Raw genomic sequence first — 20,266 nt, forward strand, 5'->3', positions numbered from 1 at the left:
GCCCCGGTCTCGGTGCGGGGTCCGGAGCAGCTCAGTCGGTCGGGGCGTCGGACGGCAGCGTCGCCGCGGGCGCGGCCCCGGCAGACGGCACGTCGATGGTCAGCCAGTCGATGAGCAGCGAGCCCTCGGCGTCGGCGGGCGGGTCCCCACCGTTCGAGCCCGCCTGGACGACCAGGTGCATCGGTGCCGTCGGGATGTTCTCCGTCGTGGTGCCGACGACCTCGTCGTCGACCAGGAACGACATCCGCTCGGGCGTCCACTCGATCGTGTAGGTGTGCCAGTCGGCCAGCGAGGCCGAGGTCTGCTCGTGGACGCACTTCTCGGCCGGATCGGACAGGCAGTGCACGTTGAGCCAGGCCGGCGCACCGAGTGCCCCCTCCGGGAAGTCGATCTCACCGTCCGACCACAGGTTCTGATCGCTCCACAGCAGGACGGCGACGCCGTACCCGTCGACCTCGTCGCTCTTCATCCGGATGCTGTAGCGGCCGGAGGTCTGTCCGCCCCAGTGCCCGTCGACGAGCGGCACCACACCGCCGGCGAGCGGGACACCGGCGCTGGTGGTCCGGAGTCGCACGTCGAGCAGGCCGTCGTGCGTGGACAGCGTCGACGCCTGGTACCGCCCGGTCCCCGCGGTGTCCGCGAAGCCGTGGTACGCGACGAAGCGCTCGGCGTACCGCGACTCGAAGGTCCGGTTCGTGGCGGTGTCGGCGAAGTCCTCGCCGAACACCCGGGTCCACCCGGCCGGCTGGTCGGAGGGCATCGAGACGCCACTGGGATCGTCGAGGGTCACGTCGTCCCCGTTCGCGGTGGTGGTGGCGGTCGCGGTGCCGGCGACGATGCCGGCGGCGGCCAGGAGCGCACCGGCGGCGAAGGCGGCGCGTCGTGCGCGGCGGCGCGGCGGGCGGTGCCGGGACAGGCCGCGTCCGTGTGCCGGTGCCGCGCCGTTGGCCGACGCCGCGTCGTCGGCGACGTGTTCCGACCACGTGGGGCGGGCCTCCTGGCGGTCCCCCTGGTCGTCGGTCATCCGGTCGTCCAGGCGCGGAGCTCGGAGAGTCCGACGTTGCCGGTGCTGTCCGAGACGCCCGTCACCGTGAAGCGCACCCACGAGACGCTGCGCGGGGTGAAGTCGACGGTCAGGGCGTCGCCGCCGTCCGGCAGGGAACCGACCGCGACCTGACTGCCGTCCGAGAACGTCAGGATCCCGCTGGTGACCTGGTCGGCGCTGTTCGGACGGTCGTGCAGCACGATCCGGCTGAGGCGCTGCGAGGCGGCCCAGTCGAGCTGGATCCAGACGCCGGTCCGCCCCCACGGGGCGACCCACTCGGCGGTGGTGTCGGCGGGGTAGCCCGAGACGACCCCGTCGACCGCCTTGTCGACCGTCTGCCCGGTGGACGCGTCGTCCCACGCGGCCGTCGGCACGGCCGAGGCGGTGACGTCGGATGCCGTCGGCGTCGGATCCGGGGTCGGCGTCGGGGTCGGGGTCGGCGTCGGCGTCGGCGTCGGCGGCGGCTCCGGGGCGAACGCCCGGATCTCGGCCAGACCGACGTTCCGTGTCGTCCGGCTCACCGAGCCGACGGTGAACCGGACCCACGTGACGTGGCGCGCAGCGAACGCCACGCGCTGCACGGCACCGCCGTCGTCGAGCGCCGGGACGGCCACGCTCGAGCCGTCCGAGAAGGTCAGCGTGCCGCCGGTGACCCGGTCGTCCCCGTTCGGCCGGTCGGCGAGGTCGACCTCGTGCAACGTGGTACCCGCGGCCCAGTCGAGCTGGATCCACGTCCCGACGCCGCCCCACGGGGCAGCCCACTCGGCCGTCGGGGCGTCCGGGTAGCCGCTGACGACGCCGTCGACGGCCTTGGCGGCGGTCTGGCCGTCGGCCGGGTTCTCGGCGCTCGCCGTGACCGATGCGCCGGAGGTGACGTCGGTGCCGTGCTCGGGCAGCGGGTCCGTCGGCGGTTCGGTGGACGACCCGACGGTGTACTGCCGGCTCAGCCAGGAGCCCTCGGGGCGGGACGCGCACGCCGAGGTCGACGCGCAGGTCTCCCCGTCGTGCGCCGCGTAGGCGAAGAACGCCGCCGACTTGGCCGCGGTCTGTGCCGCCGTCAGGTTCGAGGGTCGGTCCGCGATCGGGTAGCCGAGGTACCCCGTGAAGGTGTGGGACGTCGCCGACGCGGCCTGGGCCTCGGCGGCCAGGTAGGCGACGGTGTGGTGGTCACTGTGGTCGCCGTCACCGTAGGACCCGCCGTGGTCGAGGGTGTGGACCTCGGTGGGCGCGTAGTCGGTGAACAGTCCGCCGACGGTCGCGCGCAGGTCGGCGAGGGAGTACGACGCCGGCTGCGACGCGTCAGCGACGGTGTGGATCGTCGGGATGTGGCCCTGGTACAGCTTCTCGAGGCTCTCGTCGTCGTCGGCCGCGAAGCCCGAACCGTCGACGTCGCCGTCCGGCAGCTGGAGGAACACCAGGCTGAGCGCCGGGTCGGTGGCCAGGGTCTCGGTGTGCAGTGTGCGTCCCGCGACGGTGGCCTGTCCGGTCGTCCAGACCGGGTCGACGCCGGCGATCTCGGCGTAGGACGCCATCAGCCCGTCCTGACGCGCCTGCCAGTACCAGGCGGGCTTGCCGGCGTCGCCAGCGGTGACGACCACGGAGCGGACGCACTTGCCCGCGTCGACGTCCGCACGGAGTTCGGTGCCGGAGAACAGCAGGTCGTCGTCGGCGTGCGCCACCAGGGTGAGGACACGACCGGCGCTGCAGTCGACACCGGCCGGGCCGGGCACCGCCGGACCACCGCCCTCGGAACGGCTGGTCGGCGTCGATGCCGAGGCCGCAGCACCCGTCGCGTCGAGGGCCGGGGCGGCGAGCGCCACCAGCGCGAGGACCGCCGCGGCGGACGCGGCACCGATGCGCCACGCCCGCCCGGTCCGCCGACGGTCAGTCCGCGGCATGCGCGAGGCCCGCCTGGGTGATCCGGTAGACCGTCGTGGTGCCGGAGCCCCACACACGCTTCCAGTACGGCGAGTCGGCCATGGCTGCCCGGACCCGCTGGTAGTCGGCCTCGGTCTGGTACCCGTAGCGCTCGTCGTACGCGCCGAACGGCTCCGCGACCATGGCGTAGTACTGCGTGGCCGGCCACTCGAGCACCAGCGAACGGGTCATCTCGGAGACGTCGTCGACGGCGTCGTAGCCCCGGGGTCCCGGGTAGTCGCCGAGCACCTCGCGGGACAACCAGCCCACGTCGAAGTAGCGCGACCCGGTGTTGCTGGGGACGGCGTTCGCCGAACCGGTCAGCAGCATGACGGAACCCTTCGGGGCGGTGGCGTCGTAGAACTGCGTCGCGGCGGACTGGCTGCGCGGGGGCACGCGGTTCCAGTCGAGGGCGGTCTGGCCGAAGGCGCCGACGGCGACCATCGCGGCCACGGCGGCGGCGGCGAAGACGGCCGTGACCGCCGTCGGTCGGAAGGTGCGCTCGAGCAGCGCACCGGCCCACGCGAAGCGGCCGCTCGGCCTCGGCAGGCCGGCCGCCAGGATCGCGATCCACGGTGTCGCGAACAGCACGACCCGGAAGATGCCCTCCTGGCCGTAGTTCGTCGCGACGAGCAACGAGATCGGGCTCGCGGCGGCGGTGAGCAGGCCCCAGTGCACGCGGTCACGACGCATGAGCACGGTGAGCACCGCCACGAGGCCGAGCACGATGAGTGCCACGGCCGGCACGTCGAACGCGAGCCGGGTGACGAGCGGTTTCGGCAGCACCGTCATGTCGTGCGACGGCGGCTGCACGTTGTCGAGCACCTTGCCGACCGCCGCCAGGGACAGGAACTTGCCGAGCACGTCGCCGTTCAGCATCGCGAACCCGATCGCCGGCACGAGCACGACGACGGGCAGCCACCAGGGGCGGAGCAACCGGAACACGACGAGGGTCACGAGCGCCGCGACCGTCAGGTAGGGCGAGATCTGGTGGGTCACGACGAGCACGATGCCGATCGCCGTGATCGCGATGATCCGGGACAGGCCGACACGGCGTGGACGGAGCACGGTGGTCCGCAGGCCGTCGTCGGTGGTCACGGCGGTCCGGCGCAGCGGGCCGACGGCGAGCACCAGGATCACCAGGGACATCAGGATGCCGACGGACTGGGGCGAGAAGTACGTCGTGTTGAGCGAACCGGTCATCGCCGTCAGGAACGCGGCGATCCACGGACGACGGTTGCCCGGCAGCCAGTTGGCGGCCAGGACACCGACCGCGATCGTCGTGCTGAAGGCGAGCAGGACGGGGACCCACGCGGCGATGGTCATGGCGTTGTCGATGCCGCCGACGTCCGCGACCCAGGCGCCACCAGCGAACAGGCCGGACCACGTCTGGAAGATGTCGGCCGTGGGGTTCGTCCCGCCCCAGCGTCGGATGTACTCCAGGACCCCGATGTGCCGGGCGGCCGCCATCACGGTCGGCATGCCGTAGGTGATCGCCTGGGCGAGCTGGATGCTCCCACCGAGCACCACGACGGGGACCGCGAGTCCGCGGCCGCGGACCACGGCGACGACGGCGGCCGCGACGACGATCGCGAGGCCGATCACCAGGCCGGGGCCCAGCGATCCGAACAGGCCGTCAGGCACCGGATCGCCGACGTGGGTCAGCGCGGCGACGACGATGACGAGCAGACCGGCCACCGAAGCGGCGGTCACGGTGTGCGTCGGTGACCACCGGCGCGCCGGTGCGGCACCGTCGGTGGGCAGCAGGCGGGCGCGCCGGAGTTCGGCGAGGTCCCGCGGCACCGCGATCGCCAGGGCGAGGGCGGTGAGCACGACGACCCCGACGAACGGCACCGTCGGTTCCCAGATGCGGAACGTCGCCATCGTGTAGCCGATCGCGATCGTGCCGACCAGCGACGCCGTGACGGCGAAGACGCTGAACCGGGCGAGCGGCATCGGACGGACGAGCAGGAGCGGTGCGACACCGAGCAGCGCGAACAGGAAGACGCCGATCGCGCTCCCCCGCAGCACCGGCAGGTCACCGACGGCGCCGACGACCGCGACGAGCAGCGTCGCGGTGACGAGCCCCGCGGCGCTCAGCCGGGTGAGCGGCCCCATGGCGTCCGCCACCACCGGGCGGCCCGAGCGGGTACCGGCCAGGCCGTGCCGGAGCTCGTGACGACCGCGTGCGGTGCGGTCGATGGTGCCGCCACCCCGCAGGCGTTCGACGAGCGCCAGGACGGGTGCGGTGAGCACCGACCGTCGTTCGACGCCCCGCAGCCGCCGTTCCGTCGCGGCGAACTCCGCGTCGACCGGGTCCGTCGCGCGGGCCCGGTCCGTGCCGGTGTCCCCGGCGACGTCCGACGCACGGTCGCCCTGTTCGAGACCGAGCCGGGCGAAGGCGTTGATCGCCTCGGGGGCCGCGTCCACCGAAGCGGTGAAGGTGTCGCGGTCGAAGGCGTTCTTGGTCATCCAGGCTCCGAGTCCGTGGCCGTGGGCAGCGGCGGCCGCGCGGAGCGACGCGACGTCGTCCGCCGATCGCTGCCACGCGATGGCGGCCGGTTCGACGGCGATCGCGGATCCGGCGAACAGCAGTCGTGTGAAGAGGTCGAGGTCGTCGCCGCCACCGACGCTGGTGCCGGGACCGAAGGCGGTGTCGAACCCACCGATCCGGAGCGCGGCCGCACGGCGGACGGCGAGGTTCGCGCCGGTGCCGTACGCGGCGGCGGCGAAGGGGTGCAGCGGCAGGTCGTCCACCGCGTCGTCGAGCCGGAACACCCGACGGCGGACGGTGCGCGCCCCCGGGGTGTGGGCGTCGTGCCAGCGCTGTGCCGGGGTGCGGAGTTCCGCACTCGGCACGAGACCGGTGACGCAGTCCACGTCGTCAGCGGCCGCGAAGGCACGGGCGACGGCGTCGACCCAGTCACCGTCGACGACGGCGCCTTCGTCGACGAACGCGACGACCTCGCCCGAGGCGGCGAGCAGACCGGCGTTCCGCGCGGCGGCGAGCCCCTCACCCGGCGCGGCGATGGTGGTGACCCGGCGTCCGCCGATGTCGACCGTCGCCACGCCCTCGTCGTCGGCACCGCGGGAGACGACCACGACGTCGAAGTCGGGGTACCGGTTCGCCAGCACCGAGCGCATGGTCGTGCCGGCGGCGCCGTCCGTGCAGAGCACCACGGTGACGGACGGCAGCACCAGACCTGCTGCCGGCCGACGCTCGGGGGCCGGCATGGGCCGGATCGCGCGCTGCAGCGCACGGACGTCGATCGTGCCGCCGATGCGGCGGCGTTCGGTGATCTCGGTCTCGACGAAGCCGAGCGGCTCACCGCGGTCGCGGACGAGCAGCCGGGCACGCCCGTACCCGGCCGATCCCTGCAGGGCGATGACGTCCCGGTGGCTCGACGCGTGCACGTCGGCCCGGTCCACCTCGCCGATCCAGAGCGCGCCGTCCCACGTGGGGACGAGCGGTCCGCTCACGATCGGCGAGAGGACCATCGCCAGGGTCGCGCGGGTCACGGCGTCCCCACCGTCTGCGGGAGCGGGGCGGGTGCGGGCGGGGTCCGCACGACGAGGGTGCCGAGGACCCGGCCGACGGCGTAGCCCGCGACCGTCGAGACGACGGAGAGCGCGATGGCGTACGCCCGCAGGCCTCCGCCACGACCGACCTGTCGGAGTTCCCGCAGCACGGCGCCCGGGATCACACGGGTCAGGTAGGTCGACTCGCTGGCGAGTGAGTCCCCCGTGCCGACCCGGCGGCTCAGGACGGCCTTCGAGGTGCCCTCGTAGTAGCTGCGACGACGCAGGTACCGCATGGTGACACGGTCCGGTGAGACCCGGTGCGACACGTTCGACCGCGGTTCGTGGCGGATCCGCGCACCCGGACGGGCCTGGGCGATGCGGATGCAGAGCTCGGTCTCCTCGCACCCGAGCGGCTGGTTGCCGACCCGACCGATGCCCGAGCGGAACCCGCCCGCGAGCAGGATCGCGTCGCGGCGGAAGGCCATGCTCGAGCCGATCACGTTGCGGACGTCGCCGGGGGTCTCCGGCAGGCCGCGGTACGAGCAGCCGACGATCCAGAGCAGCTCGTCGGCGTACGGGCCGGCGCCGGTGGCGGTCGGCCAGGACGGGGTGGCGCGGCCCCCGACGCCGACGACCTCGGGGTCCTCGAGCGCGGTGAGCATGTGCCCGAGCCAGTCCGGGTCCGCCGTGGCATCGTCGTCCAGGAACGCGACGACGTCGGCGTCCGTCAGGGCGACGCCCGTGTTCCGGGCACCGGACAGCCCGCGGTCCTCGGTGTTCGGGACGACGCGGAGTCCGGGCCAGCGGGCCGCGGCGCGCAGCAGGAGCTCGGGCTCGTGGTCGATCACGACGACGACCTCGGGCGCCTCGGGCTGACGCCTGGCCGACTCGACGCTGTCCTGCAGGTCGCCCCAGCGCTGCTGGGTGTAGGCGCAGATGACGACCGCGACGCTCGTCACGCGACGTCCTCTTCGAGGATGCCGGCGGTCGCGGCGACGGGGGTGCCGACCGGAGCGTGCCCGGCGGCGTGCACCGGAGCGTGCCCGGCGGCGTGCACCGGAGCGTGCCCGGCGGCGTGCACCGGAGCGTGCCCGGCGGCGTGCACCGGAGCGTGCCCGGCAACGAGCTGCTGGGCCGGCGGCACGACGCTCATCGCCGCCCGGCGGACCTCGGCACGGCCGATGGCGGCGCGACGGCGCTCGTGCATGATCGACTTCAGCACGCGGATGCCGTCGGTCACGGCGTTCAGGTTGCTGGAACCGTGCACGCGGAGCTTCTCGTGGCTCGGCACCTCGGTGATCGCGAGTTCGGCGGCCGACCAGCGGCAGGTGAGGACGGTCTCGATCTCGAACCCGTCGCCCCACAGCATCGAGCCGTCGGCCGGCTTCGGCAGCTCGGACGACAGCAGACCGATCTCCGGCAGCACGTCGGCCCAGAAGGCGTTGTAGCCGTAGCAGAGGTCGCTGTAGCGGGTGCCGAGGATGACGTTGCAGAGCAGGTTCAGGCCGCGGTTGCCCATGTTGCGGACGATCGTGATGTCGTCGCTGCCACCGCCGAGCGAGTACCGGGTGCCCTTCGCGACGTCGGCGCCCTCGACGAGTGCCTGGACGAACCGAGGGATCTCGTCGGGGTCCGCGGAGCAGTCGGCGTCGAACATCACGACGACGTCGCCGGTGACGGCCTCGAACCCGCACGCCAGGGCGTTGCCCTTGCCCTTGCGCGTCTGGTGCACGACGCGGATGCCGGGCATGACCCGCTGGGCCGTGGCGATCGTGTCGTCGACGGAGTTGCCGTCGACCAGGATCACCTCGTACACGGGCGGGAGCTTCGGGAGGATGATCTCGAGGTTGCGGGCCTCGTTCCGCGCCGGGATGACGACGGAGACCCTCGGGTCTGCAGGGCGGACGGTACGTACGGGCATGGCGCGGTCCTGTCGGGTCAGGGTTGCTGTCGGGTGGTGGCTCGTCGAGACGAGCGGTGCGTCCTCGGATGACGCCTCGACGACGGTGATCGTCGTCGGTCGAGCAGCGGGACGCGGGTACGACGCCGCCGGCTTGCCGCGGGTGAGTGGGTACTCTCCCCCGCGGTTCCAACCATCGCCGTGGCCGGCGGGAGGGTCAATGCACGCTGCGGTCCCTTGCGGACACCCGGGTGCGGATACGGAAACCCGCAACGCTCGCGCAGGTGGGCCGCCGGGCGCGGCGGCCGACGGGTGGTGGACGAGCCACGAGCGGACGGGAGGCGCGGTGCCGGCCGGCCCCGCGCCTCCCGTCCGCTTCCTGGTCGCGACCACCGCACCCGGTGCGCAGCCGCTCAGCTCCGGGGTGCGTGCTCCGTCGCGAACGCGGCCCGCAGCGCCGTCGCGAGGTCGGCGACGTGCGGTTCCCGCAGCAGCGAGCTGTGCTCGGCGGCGATCCGTACCGTCTCGGTCTCCCCGCGCAGCAGCGCGGACCAGCCGGCGGCGTCGGGGTTCGCGTCGGCGAGCACGTAGGTGGCGCGCCCGTGGAACGGCGTCGGGTGGTGCCGTCTGGTCACGAGCTCGGCCTGGTCGAAGAACGCGTCGAAGTGTCGCTGGCCGCCGTGACGCAGGACGCCGGCCGTGTAGGCCCGGAGGCGCTTGGCGACGTGGTCGCCCCACGACGTCCCGGACGGCAGCACGCGCCGGAGTGCCCCGTCCACGCGCTGCCGCACGGCCCGCACGGTGGGGTTGCGGTGCTCGCGCGGCTCGAGCCGACCGAAGTGCAGCCGAGCGGTGTCGGACCCGGTCCGCGGCAGGTACGTGTCGAGGAGCGCGAGGTGCTCGACCTGCTCGCCGCTCTCGGTGAGCAGCCGTGCGATCTCCAGCGCGACCAGTCCGCCGAGCGAGTGCCCGACGAGCACGTACGGTCCCCGGGGCTGGACGATGCGCATCAGGGCGACCCAGCGGCGGGCGCTCCGCTCGATGGTCCAGTCCGGCACCCCGCGGCGTTCGAGCCCGTGCTGCTGGAACGCGTACACGTCGTGCTCGGGCAGGTGGCGCGACAGCGGCAGGAACGTCAGCGCCAGGGCACCGCCACCCGCGAAGCAGAACACCGGCGGACGGCCGCCCTCGCGCGCCTCGGACACCTTCACGACGTCGGGGTGCCTCGGCAGCGCGCTCGTCCCGCTCCGCACACGGCGGGCGAAGGCGCGGAGCGTCGGGTGCTCGAGCACGTCGGACGAGCGCAGGTCGACCCCGAGCCGGTCCTGCACGACGGCGAGCATCTCCTCGGCGGACAGCGAGTCGCCGCCGAGCGCGGAGAAGTCCTCGTCCAGGTGCACGCCCCGGAGCCCGAGCACCTCGGCCCAGATCTGCCCGACGACGAGCTCCCACTGGTCGTACTCACCCTCGACCATCTCGGTCTCGACGCTCGGCGCCCCGGGGAGTCCGGCCCGGTCGACCTTGCCCCGCTCGTTCCGCGGCAGTTCGGTCATCGGCACGATCGACGCCGGCACCATGTACTCGGGCAGCCGGTCGCGGAGTGCCCGTCGGAGCGCACCCGGTGCCGGGGTGCGCTGCCCCGGCCGGCCGACCACGTAGGCGACGAGCCGGGTGACGGAACCGGGATCGACCTGTGCCGTCACGACCGCGTCGTGCACCTCGGGGACCGCGCGGAGCGCCGCCTCGACCTCGCTCGGTTCGACCAGGTAGCCGCGGACCTTCACGGCGTCGTCGGACCGGCCGAGGAGCACGAGCCGGCCGTCGGGGTCGACGCGTGCCAGGTCGCCCTGCCGCCAGCTCGGGGTCCCGACGAGGATGCCGACGGCGGACTCGGCCTCGCCGGTGCGACCGGCCCGTTCGGCGGTCTTCTCCGGCGCGCCCCAGTAGCCCGCGGTCAGGGCGTCGGAGACGACGACGAGCTCGCCGGTCTCCCCCGGGTCGGCCCGGCTGCCGTCCTCACGGAGCACGAGCACGGTCTTGCCGGGCAGTGGCCACCCGGCGGGCACCACGCCCTCGGGCACCGGCTCGCCCGGGGCCACCGGGCAGTACGCGACGCATGCCGTCTCGCTCGAACCGAAGGCGTTCAGGAGCAGCGTGTCCGGGTCCAGGTGCGGTCGGGCTGCGGCGAGGTCGGCGCCGGTGACGGGTTCGCCCGTGGTCATCAGGAAGCGCAGGCCGCCGAGCACCGGTGCGGTCCCGGCTGCGGTCCCGTGCGCTCCGGGGGCGTTCTGCGACCCGACGATCGAGCGCAGCAGGTGCGGGGTGCAGACGAGCACGTTCACGCCGTCGTCCCGGAACCGTCCGAGCAGCCGTTCGACACCGAGGTCACGCGGCTCGAGCAGCACGATCGTGCCGCCGCACAGCAGTGTGTCGAACGAGAACAGCAGCCCGGCCGCGAACGACAGCGGCAGGACCACACCGAGGCGGTCGCCGGGGCCGAGGCCCAGGGCGAGGGCGTCCTGCTCGGCGTTGGCGATCTGCTGCCGGTGCGTCAGGACGACGCCCTTCGGCATGCCGGTCGAGCCGGAGGTGAAGACGATCGCGAAGGGGTCCCGCCCGCCGGGGGCGCCTGCGGTGTCCGTCGTGGGGGCACCACCGGGTGCGGTTGCGGTGTCCGTCGCAGGGGCATCGCCGGGTGCGCCCACGTCCAGCATCTCGCCGAGTGCGTGCACCCGGCCGTCCCGCTCCGCGACGACACCGGCGGCCGGTGCCGCTCGTTCGGTGTCGGCCACGATCTCGTCGACTCCGGCGAGCCGGGCCACGTGCGCCAGCCGTGCGGCGGGCAGGTGGTCGTCGAGCACCACCACGGTCCGTCCGGCACGCACCAGCGCCAGGATCCCGATCACGGCCTCGGTCGACTGTCCCGCCATCAGCCCGACCGGCTTCGACGCCCCGCCGGGGGTCTCGTCCACGCCGGCGCCGCTGTGGTCGTCGGGCCGGAGCGTCACGGTCAGGGCTGCGGCCAGCGCGCGGGACGCCCGGTCCGCCTGGGCGTACGTGTACGGACGGCCGTTCCCCGCGAGCGCGGCGGCGTCGCCCCGGAGCGCCACCACGCGGTCCCAGCGGTCCAGCACGGAGTGGTCGGCCGCTGCGGGGACGGCGGCTGGGTGGTGCCAGGGATCGATGGTCGTCAGCGGGTCGGCGGAGGTCACGATGACACCTCGGGTGCTCGGCAGCGGACCGCCACGACTCCCGCGACGGTCTTCCGACCGTAGGACCGTGCTCCCCGCGCACGCGAGCAGGTGCCGGGTGGGTGCGGGGAACCGCAACCCGGCCTGGAGGCGCGGCCCGCGCCCGCCACGGAGGCTGCGGATCCGGATCGATCGGTCCACCGCCCTGGGCAGTTCTCGCGCCGCGGTGGCTCATCGCTCGGGGATCGTGCGGTTCCGCGCAACCGCCCCGCGGAACGAGAACAGCCCCCGGGATATCCCGGGGGCTGTTCATCGAGTGCTGGGGTACCTGGACTCGAACCAAGAACGACGGTACCAGAAACCGCTGTGTTGCCAATTACACCATACCCCAAAAGGCCTGTCGGCCTTCTGGCCCGGTCACCCGGGGCACGATCAACTACTGTACAGCATCCCGGAGGTCCGTGAGACCACCAACCAGGTCTCGGTGCACGGCAGCAGCGGTCGCGGCTCCGTGCCCGGCGGCGACGATGAGCTGTTCCGGGCCGGGCGGCGTGACGTCTCCCACTGCGTAGAGCCCCGGGACCGATGTCCGGCCGACCCGGTCGACCACCAGGAGTCCCTGCGGGTCGCGCTGCAGGCCTCCGAGCGACCCGGGCGTGTCGGCGTCCGCGGTCGTCGTCGTGCTCCCACCGACGTTGGCGCTGGCGTTGGCCTTGGTGCTCTCGCCGGCGCTGGCGCTGGTGCTCTCGCCGGCGCTGGTGCCCGTGCTGGTGTGCAGCCAGTCGAGGTCCGCGTGCCACACCGGGCGGACGAACCCTCCGGCGCGTGGCTCGACGTGGCCGTCGGCGAGCCGGACGCCGGTCATCCCGGTGCGGTCCCCTTCCAGGTCCTCGACGGCCCGCTCGTCCACGACGACGCCAGCCGCGGCCAAGCGTGCGCGACCAGCATCATCGATCGGCGCGATGCCGTTCGTGTAGACGATCAGGTCGTCCGTCCACGACGCGATGAGCAGCGCGCGGTCGACCACGTCGTCGGTCTCGCAGATGAACGCGAGCGGCTGCCCGGCCTTGTCGTACGCATCGCACTCGACGCAGCTGTGCACCGCCGTACCGTAGAACGCGCGGAGCATCGGCAGTGCCGGGAACTCCTCACGCAGCCCGGTGGCGACGACGACCGTCCGGGCGCGGGCGTCGAGCTCGGTGCCGCGCCACGAACCGTGCACCCGCCAGGCGTCCCTGTCGGGGTCCCGAGCCACCAGGTCGACGACGGACTGCACGACCGTCGCCTCCGGGTAGCCCTGGACCTCGGTCCGGCCGAGCTTCCGGAGCTCGAGCGGCGAGATGCCGTCCCGCGTCAGGAAACCGTGCGACCGCAGGGTGGCGGCGTTCCGGGGCCGATTCGCGTCGACGAGCAGCACGGTCCGCTTCGCCCGGACCAGGTTGAGCGCCGCGCTCAGGCCGGCCGGCCCGGCGCCGATGACCGCCACGTCGTGCACGAACGGCACGGCCTGCTCGGTGCTGCTCACGGTCGGTCAGCGCGCCGCGAGGGCGCGGAGCCGGGTCAGGGTGGACTCCTTGCCCAGGATCTCCATCGACTCGAACAGCGGCGGGCTGATCCGACGCCCGGACACGGCGACGCGCAACGGGCCGAAGGCCACTCGGGGCTTCAGTCCGAGCTCGTCGATGAGGGTCGCACGGAGCGCACCCTCGATCGACTCGGTGGTCCAGTCCTGCACCCCCTCGAGCGCCGCGATGCTCGCCGTCAGAACGGTCGCCGTGTCGCCCTTGAGCGATGCCAGCGCGTCGTCCTCGACCACCAGATCGGCGTCGGCCGTGAACAGGAACCCGAGCATCGCCGGTGCCTCACCGAGCAGCTGCATGCGCTCCTGGACGAGCGGGGCGGCCTTCGTCAGGACCTCGAGCTGCTCCGGGGTCGCCGGGTCGCTGACGAACTCCGTCAGGTACGGCAGCAGGCGCGACCGGAAGTCGTCCGGTGCGAGCAGCCGGATGTGGTCCCCGTTGATCGCCTCGGCCTTCTTATGGTCGAAGCGGGCCGGATTCGGGTTGACGTCGGTGACGTCGAACGCCGCGACCATCTCGTCGATCGAGAACACGTCGCGGTCGGGGCCGATCGACCACCCGAGCAGTGCCAGGTAGTTGACGAGCCCCTCGGGGATCATGCCGGCGGCGCGGTGGTGGAACAGGTTCGACTCGGGGTCACGCTTCGAGAGCTTCTTGTTCCCCTCCCCCATCACGTACGGCAGGTGTCCGAACACCGGGATGGACGGCGCGAGGCCGATCTCGTACAGCGCCTCGTACAGGGCGATCTGTCGCGGGGTCGACGACAGCAGGTCTTCACCACGGAGCACGTGGGTGATCCCCATCAGGGCGTCGTCGACCGGGTTGGTGAACGTGTAGAGCGGCTTGCCGTTCGGGCGGACCACCACGAAGTCCGGGAAGGTGCCCTGCTTGAACGTGATCTCGCCGCGCACCAGGTCATCGAAGCTCAGGTCGCGGTCCGGCACACGCAGACGGAGCGCCGGCTCGCGGCCCTCGTCACGGAAGGCCTGGCGCTCGGCGTCGGTCAGGTCACGCTCGTGATTGTCGTAGCCCTGCTTGGGATCACGACCGGCTGCCTTGTTGCGGGCTTCCATCTCGTCCGGCGTGACGAAGGACTCGTAGATGTGTCCGGACGCCTTGAGCTCCGCGATCACGTCGTCGTAGATCGCGGTGCGCTCGGACTGCCGGTACGGTCCGTGCTCGCCACCGGCGTCGACGCCTTCGTCCCAGTCGAGCCGGAGCCAACGGAGCGCGTCGAGGATCTGCGCGTACGACTCCTCGCTGTCGCGGGCTGCGTCGGTGTCCTCGATGCGGAACACGAGCTTGCCGCCGGTGTGGCGGGCGTAGGCCCAGTTGAAGAGGGCGGTGCGGATGAGCCCCACGTGCGGGGTCCCCGTCGGGCTCGGGCAGAAGCGGACGCGGATGTCGGAGCCGGAGGCGGTGGTGAATGGCGCAGTCATGACCCGCCAACCCTACCGCGGCACCCGCCCGTCCTTCCTGCGCTGTGGATGACGCAGAACAACCCCGTGAACGCAGAAAACCCCTGACCACGAATGGTCAGGGGTTCCCTGTTCTTACTACGTTAAGTCCGGCGGCGTCCTACTCTCCCACAAGGTCCCCCTTGCAGTACCATCGGCGCTGAGAGGCTTAGCTTCCGGGTTCGGAATGTGACCGGGCGTTTCCCTCTCGCTATGACCACCGGAACACTCTCGACCAGATCATACATTGGTCTCAAAGCTGTCCCGACTACTGCCYTCCGTGAAGAGGGCAGAGCGGTGTATTCAGTTTCGATTCCCGATCGTCTGTCGGGAACCACAAAGTGGACGCGAGCCCGTGCAACAAGTGCACGGAAATCAGTGTGTTATCAAGTCTTCGGCTTATTAGTACCGGTCAGCTCCACGGGTCGTTAGTCCCCGCTTCCACATCCGGCCTATCAACCCAGTAGTCTGCTGGGAGCCTCTCACACTCAAGGTGCATGGAAATCTCATCTCGAAGACGGCTTCCCGCTTAGATGCTTTCAGCGGTTATCCGGTCCGAACGTAGCTAATCAGCGGTGCCCTTGGCAGAACAACTGACACACCAGAGGTTCGTCCATCCCGGTCCTCTCGTACTAGGGATAGATCTTCTCAAATTTCCAACGCGCGCAGCGGATAGGGACCGAACTGTCTCACGACGTTCTAAACCCAGCTCGCGTACCGCTTTAATGGGCGAACAGCCCAACCCTTGGGACCTACTCCAGCCCCAGGATGCGACGAGCCGACATCGAGGTGCCAAACCATGCCGTCGATATGGACTCTTGGGCAAGATCAGCCTGTTATCCCCGAGGTACCTTTTATCCGTTGAGCGACAGCGCTTCCACAAGCCACTGCCGGATCACTAGTCCCGACTTTCGTCCCTGCTCGACCTGTCAGTCTCACAGTCAAGCTCCCTTGTGCACTTACACTCGCCACCTGATTGCCAACCAGGTTGAGGGAACCTTTGGGCGCCTCCGTTACTCTTTGGGAGGCAACCGCCCCAGTTAAACTACCCATCAGGCACTGTCCATGAACCCGATCAGGGTCCTACGTTAGACATCCAAAGTGACCAGAGTGGTATTTCAACAATGACTCCACGAACACTAGCGTGCCCGCTTCACAGTCTCCCACCTATCCTACACAAGCCACTCCGAACACCAATACCAAACTGTAGTAAAGGTCACGGGGTCTTTCCGTCCTGCTGCGCGTAACGAGCATCTTTACTCGTAGTGCAATTTCGCCGAGTTCGCGGTTGAGACAGCTGGGAAGTCGTTACGCCATTCGTGCAGGTCGGAACTTACCCGACAAGGAATTTCGCTACCTTAGGATGGTTATAGTTACCACCGCCGTTTACTGGGGCTTAAATTCAGAGCTTCGCCCAAAGGCTAACCCTTCCTCTTAACCTTCCAGCACCGGGCAGGCGTCAGTCCGTATACATCGTCTTGCGACTTCGCACGGACCTGTGTTTTTAGTAAACAGTCGCTTCCCACTGGTCTCTGCGGCCTTCAACGCTCACGGAGTAAATCCGGTCACGTGTCCGGCCCCCCTTCTCCCGAAGTTACGGGGGCATTTTGCCGAGTTCCTTAACCACGATTCTCTCGATCTCCTTGGTATTCTCTACCTGACCACCTGAGTCGGTTTCGGGTACGGGCGGCTGCAACCTCGCGTCGATGCTTTTCTCGGCAGCATAGGATCACTGATTTCCCCTTACGGGTACGCGTCGGATCTCAGGCACACAGACGACGGATTTGCCTATCGTCAGCCCTACATCCTTACACCAGGTTCACCTTACGGATACCATCGCCTGGCTCAGCTACCTTCCTGCGTCACACCTGTTCATACGCTAACCGCACCAGCATGGGGTCGAGCGTTAGACCGGCCACCATCACCCCGAAGGGATCCGGTTGTACCGGGTTAGGACTCTTAGCACCACTGGATTAGCTTGGGCGGTTGTTCGCCGGTACGGGAATATCAACCCGTTGTCCATCGACTACGCCTGTCGGCCTCGCCTTAGGTCCCGACTTACCCAGGGCGGATTAACCTGGCCCTGGAACCCTTGGTCTTTCGGAGGACGGGTTTCTCACCCGTCTTTCGCTACTCATGCCTGCATTCTCACTCGTGTAGCGTCCACGGCTGGATCACTCCGCCGCTTCACTCGCCACACGACGCTCTCCTACCACTCCGCACGACTGAACCACGAAGGCTTGTCTATAGTGCGAAATCTACAACTTCGGTGGTGTGCTTGAGCCCCGTTACATTGTCGGCGCGGAATCACTTGACCAGTGAGCTATTACGCACTCTTTCAAGGGTGGCTGCTTCTAAGCCAACCTCCTGGTTGTCTGTGCAACTCCACATCCTTTCCCACTTAGCACACGCTTAGGGACCTTAGTTGGTAGTCTGGGTTGTTTCCCTCTCGACGATGAAGCTTATCCCCCACCGTCTCACTGCTGCGCTCTCACTCACCGGCATTCGGAGTTTGGCTGACGTCAGTAACCTGTTGAGGCCCATCGGCCATCCAGTAGCTCTACCTCCGGCGAGAAACACGCAACGCTGCACCTAAATGCATTTCGGAGAGAACCAGCTATCACGAAGTTTGATTGGCCTTTCACCCCTATCCACAGCTCATCCCCTCCATTTTCAACTGAAGTGGGTTCGGTCCTCCACGACGTCTTACCGTCGCTTCAACCTGGCCATGGATAGATCACTTCGCTTCGGGTCTAGAACATGCGACTCAAACGCCCTATTCAGACTCGCTTTCGCTACGGCTGCCCCTCACGGGTTAACCTCGCCACATATCACTAACTCGCAGGCTCATTCTTCAAAAGGCACGCCGTCACCCCTACTAAGGAGGCTCCGACGGTTTGTAAGCAAACGGTTTCAGGTACTATTTCACTCCCCTCCCGGGGTACTTTTCACCTTTCCCTCACGGTACTTGTCCGCTATCGGTCATCTGGGAGTATTTAGGCTTATCAGGTGGTCCTGACAGATTCACACGGGATTTCTCGGGCCCCGTGCTACTTGGGATACACATCCGGCCATAACACCATTTCGTCTACGGGGCTGGCACCCACTACGGCCCGGCTTTCAAACCGGTTCGACTATGATGCGCTGTAACCGCCCCAGTCCGGCAGAACTGAGTGACGTGTCCCACAACCCCGACCATGCAACGCCCGCCGGCTATCACACATGATCGGTTTAGCCTCATCCGCTTTCGCTCGCCACTACTCACGGAATCACATGTTGTTTTCTCTTCCTGTGGGTACTGAGATGTTTCACTTCCCCACGTTCCCTCTACCCGCCCTATATATTCAGGCGGGAGTCACCAGGTCGCAAAACGCCTGGCGGGGTTTCCCCATTCGGAAATCCTCGGATCAMAGCTCGATTATCAGCTCCCCGAGGCTTATCGCAGATTTCTACGTCCTTCATCGGCTCCAGATGCCAAGGCATCCACCGTTTGCTCTTAGAAACTTGACCACAAAGATTAAAATTGCGATCCAACGTCACCACTCAACAACCCAAAAGGCTGATCATGGATGACGCGAATCAAAGATGCTCGCGTCCACTGTGTAGTTCTCAACATACGATCGGCACCAGCACTCCCCCACCACAACAGCAGGATCACACTGGCCCGACGAAGGACCCGTAGGCCCAACCCCCACCACCACTCACGTAGCAGCAGGAAGCCTGGTCCCTCAGGACCCAACAACGTGCACCAGCTGAGCKCTCCACCCCCGACCCGTCCCAACCCTGCAAGCAGAGCGTACTGAGGTCGGAAGCATCACTCCCAACTGCACTGTCAATGTTCCACCCATGAGCTACCCGTCGGACACGTTCGGTCCGAAACAGGCGCCTGGACCAGCAACCAACCACCCCTMATGGGCGACCAGCACTGACCAGATGCTCCTTAGAAAGGAGGTGATCCAGCCGCACCTTCCGGTACGGCTACCTTGTTACGACTTAGTCCTAATCACCGATCCCACCTTCGACGGCTCCTTCCACAAGGGTTAGGCCACCGGCTTCGGGTGTTACCGACTTTCATGACTTGACGGGCGGTGTGTACAAGGCCCGGGAACGTATTCACCGCAGCGTTGCTGATCTGCGATTACTAGCGACTCCGACTTCATGAGGTCGAGTTGCAGACCTCAATCCGAACTGAGACCGGCTTTTTGGGATTCGCTCCACCTTACGGTATCGCAGCCCTTTGTACCGGCCATTGTAGCATGCGTGAAGCCCAAGACATAAGGGGCATGATGATTTGACGTCATCCCCACCTTCCTCCGAGTTGACCCCGGCAGTCTCCTATGAGTCCCCGGCATAACCCGCTGGCAACATAGAACGAGGGTTGCGCTCGTTGCGGGACTTAACCCAACATCTCACGACACGAGCTGACGACAACCATGCACCACCTGTACACCGACCACAAGGGGGCGACCATCTCTGGCCGTTTCCGGTGTATGTCAAGCCTTGGTAAGGTTCTTCGCGTTGCATCGAATTAATCCGCATGCTCCGCCGCTTGTGCGGGCCCCCGTCAATTCCTTTGAGTTTTAGCCTTGCGGCCGTACTCCCCAGGCGGGGCGCTTAATGCGTTAGCTACGACACAGAAACCGTGGAAAGGTCCCTACATCTAGCGCCCAACGTTTACGGCATGGACTACCAGGGTATCTAATCCTGTTCGCTCCCCATGCTTTCGCTCCTCAGCGTCAGTTACGGCCCAGAGATCTGCCTTCGCCATCGGTGTTCCTCCTGATATCTGCGCATTCCACCGCTACACCAGGAATTCCAATCTCCCCTACCGCACTCTAGTCTGCCCGTACCCACTGCAAGCCCGAGGTTGAGCCTCGGGATTTCACAGCAGACGCGACAAACCGCCTACGAGCTCTTTACGCCCAATAATTCCGGACAACGCTTGCACCCTACGTATTACCGCGGCTGCTGGCACGTAGTTAGCCGGTGCTTTTTCTGCAGGTACCGTCACTTTCGCTTCTTCCCTACTAAAAGAGGTTTACAACCCGAAGGCCGTCATCCCTCACGCGGCGTTGCTGCATCAGGCTTTCGCCCATTGTGCAATATTCCCCACTGCTGCCTCCCGTAGGAGTCTGGGCCGTGTCTCAGTCCCAGTGTGGCCGGTCACCCTCTCAGGCCGGCTACCCGTCGTCGCCTTGGTGAGCCATTACCTCACCAACAAGCTGATAGGCCGCGAGTCCATCCCCAACCAAAAAATCTTTCCACCACCAGACCATGCGGCCAGTGATCATATCCAGTATTAGACGTCGTTTCCAACGCTTATCCCAGAGTCAGGGGCAGGTTACTCACGTGTTACTCACCCGTTCGCCACTAATCCACCCAGCAAGCTGGGCATCATCGTTCGACTTGCATGTGTTAAGCACGCCGCCAGCGTTCGTCCTGAGCCAGGATCAAACTCTCCGTAAAAAAATACAGACCCAACACCCGAAGGCATCAGACCGAGTTGATTCTGACTGTTGACTGTCTACTGACAATCTTCAATCCAAAAGGAATTGCTTCATGACCCAGTCAGCAAGCCGACCAGGCACGAGGTCAATCAATAAATTGGCATTGACAATGTGCACGCTGTTGAGTTCTCAAGGACCAGACGCACT

Annotated in this window: 8 protein-coding genes, 1 tRNA gene and 3 rRNA genes; all 12 read right to left on the bottom strand. The window is 68.2% G+C overall.

Features of this window, described 5'->3' with window-relative positions; all coding sequences use genetic code 11:
* Positions 1-31 precede the first annotated feature (31 nt).
* The gene (locus ASF75_RS04565; protein ID WP_052481845.1) at positions 32-1,024 is read right to left on the bottom strand and encodes a glycoside hydrolase family 16 protein; all 993 of its coding nucleotides are present in this window, start codon (positions 1,022-1,024) and stop codon (positions 32-34) included.
* Positions 1,021-2,943: a PIG-L family deacetylase gene (locus tag ASF75_RS17560; protein WP_056069016.1), complete on the bottom strand. Its 1,923-nt coding sequence runs from the start codon at positions 2,941-2,943 to the stop codon at positions 1,021-1,023. The genes ASF75_RS04565 and ASF75_RS17560 overlap by 4 nt, the downstream gene beginning before the upstream one ends.
* Entirely contained in the window at positions 2,930-6,481 is a 3,552-nt protein-coding gene (locus ASF75_RS04575; protein WP_056069020.1) for a glycosyltransferase, read from the bottom strand. The genes ASF75_RS17560 and ASF75_RS04575 overlap by 14 nt, the downstream gene beginning before the upstream one ends.
* Positions 6,478-7,443 (bottom strand): glycosyltransferase family 2 protein, encoded by a 966-nt coding sequence (locus tag ASF75_RS04580; protein WP_082509414.1) that lies wholly within the window; start codon positions 7,441-7,443, stop codon positions 6,478-6,480. Before ASF75_RS04580 ends, ASF75_RS04575 begins: the two co-directional genes overlap by 4 nt.
* Positions 7,440-8,405 (bottom strand): glycosyltransferase family 2 protein, encoded by a 966-nt coding sequence (locus ASF75_RS04585; RefSeq protein ID WP_056069023.1) that lies wholly within the window; start codon positions 8,403-8,405, stop codon positions 7,440-7,442. Before ASF75_RS04585 ends, ASF75_RS04580 begins: the two co-directional genes overlap by 4 nt.
* 392 nt (positions 8,406-8,797) lie before the next feature.
* Positions 8,798-11,596, bottom strand: a complete 2,799-nt coding sequence (locus ASF75_RS04590; protein ID WP_156463769.1) for an alpha/beta fold hydrolase — start codon at positions 11,594-11,596, stop codon at positions 8,798-8,800.
* A gap of 298 nt (positions 11,597-11,894) precedes the next feature.
* Positions 11,895-11,966, bottom strand: a tRNA-Gln gene (locus ASF75_RS04595).
* Positions 11,967-12,011: 45 nt separating this feature from the next.
* Complete coding sequence (locus tag ASF75_RS04600; protein WP_056069029.1) at positions 12,012-13,100, bottom strand: NAD(P)/FAD-dependent oxidoreductase; 1,089 nt, start codon at positions 13,098-13,100, stop codon at positions 12,012-12,014.
* A 6-nt stretch (positions 13,101-13,106) separates the two neighbouring features.
* Positions 13,107-14,594: a glutamate--tRNA ligase gene (gene gltX, locus ASF75_RS04605; protein WP_056069032.1), complete on the bottom strand. Its 1,488-nt coding sequence runs from the start codon at positions 14,592-14,594 to the stop codon at positions 13,107-13,109.
* A gap of 126 nt (positions 14,595-14,720) precedes the next feature.
* A 5S ribosomal RNA gene (gene rrf / locus ASF75_RS04610) occupies positions 14,721-14,837 on the bottom strand.
* Positions 14,838-14,994: 157 nt separating this feature from the next.
* Positions 14,995-18,122, bottom strand: a 23S ribosomal RNA gene (locus tag ASF75_RS04615).
* A 434-nt stretch (positions 18,123-18,556) separates the two neighbouring features.
* Positions 18,557-20,078: ribosomal RNA gene (locus ASF75_RS04620) — 16S ribosomal RNA — on the bottom strand.
* Together the 16S, 23S and 5S rRNA genes form the textbook arrangement of a ribosomal RNA operon.
* Positions 20,079-20,266 lie beyond the last annotated feature (188 nt).

The sequence above is a fragment of the Curtobacterium sp. Leaf154 genome, from assembly GCF_001424595.1.
Taxonomy (GTDB): domain Bacteria; phylum Actinomycetota; class Actinomycetes; order Actinomycetales; family Microbacteriaceae; genus Curtobacterium; species Curtobacterium poinsettiae.

What these genes read in the sequence shown, in the direction of transcription:
- ASF75_RS04565 (WP_052481845.1), bottom strand. Translation starts at nt 1,024, where the DNA reads ATGACCGACGACCAGGGGGACCGCCAGGAGGCCCGCCCCACGTGGTCG.
- ASF75_RS17560 (WP_056069016.1), bottom strand. Translation starts at nt 2,943, where the DNA reads ATGCCGCGGACTGACCGTCGGCGGACCGGGCGGGCGTGGCGCATCGGT.
- ASF75_RS04585 (WP_056069023.1), bottom strand. Translation starts at nt 8,405, where the DNA reads ATGCCCGTACGTACCGTCCGCCCTGCAGACCCGAGGGTCTCCGTCGTC.
- gltX (WP_056069032.1), bottom strand. Translation starts at nt 14,594, where the DNA reads ATGACTGCGCCATTCACCACCGCCTCCGGCTCCGACATCCGCGTCCGC.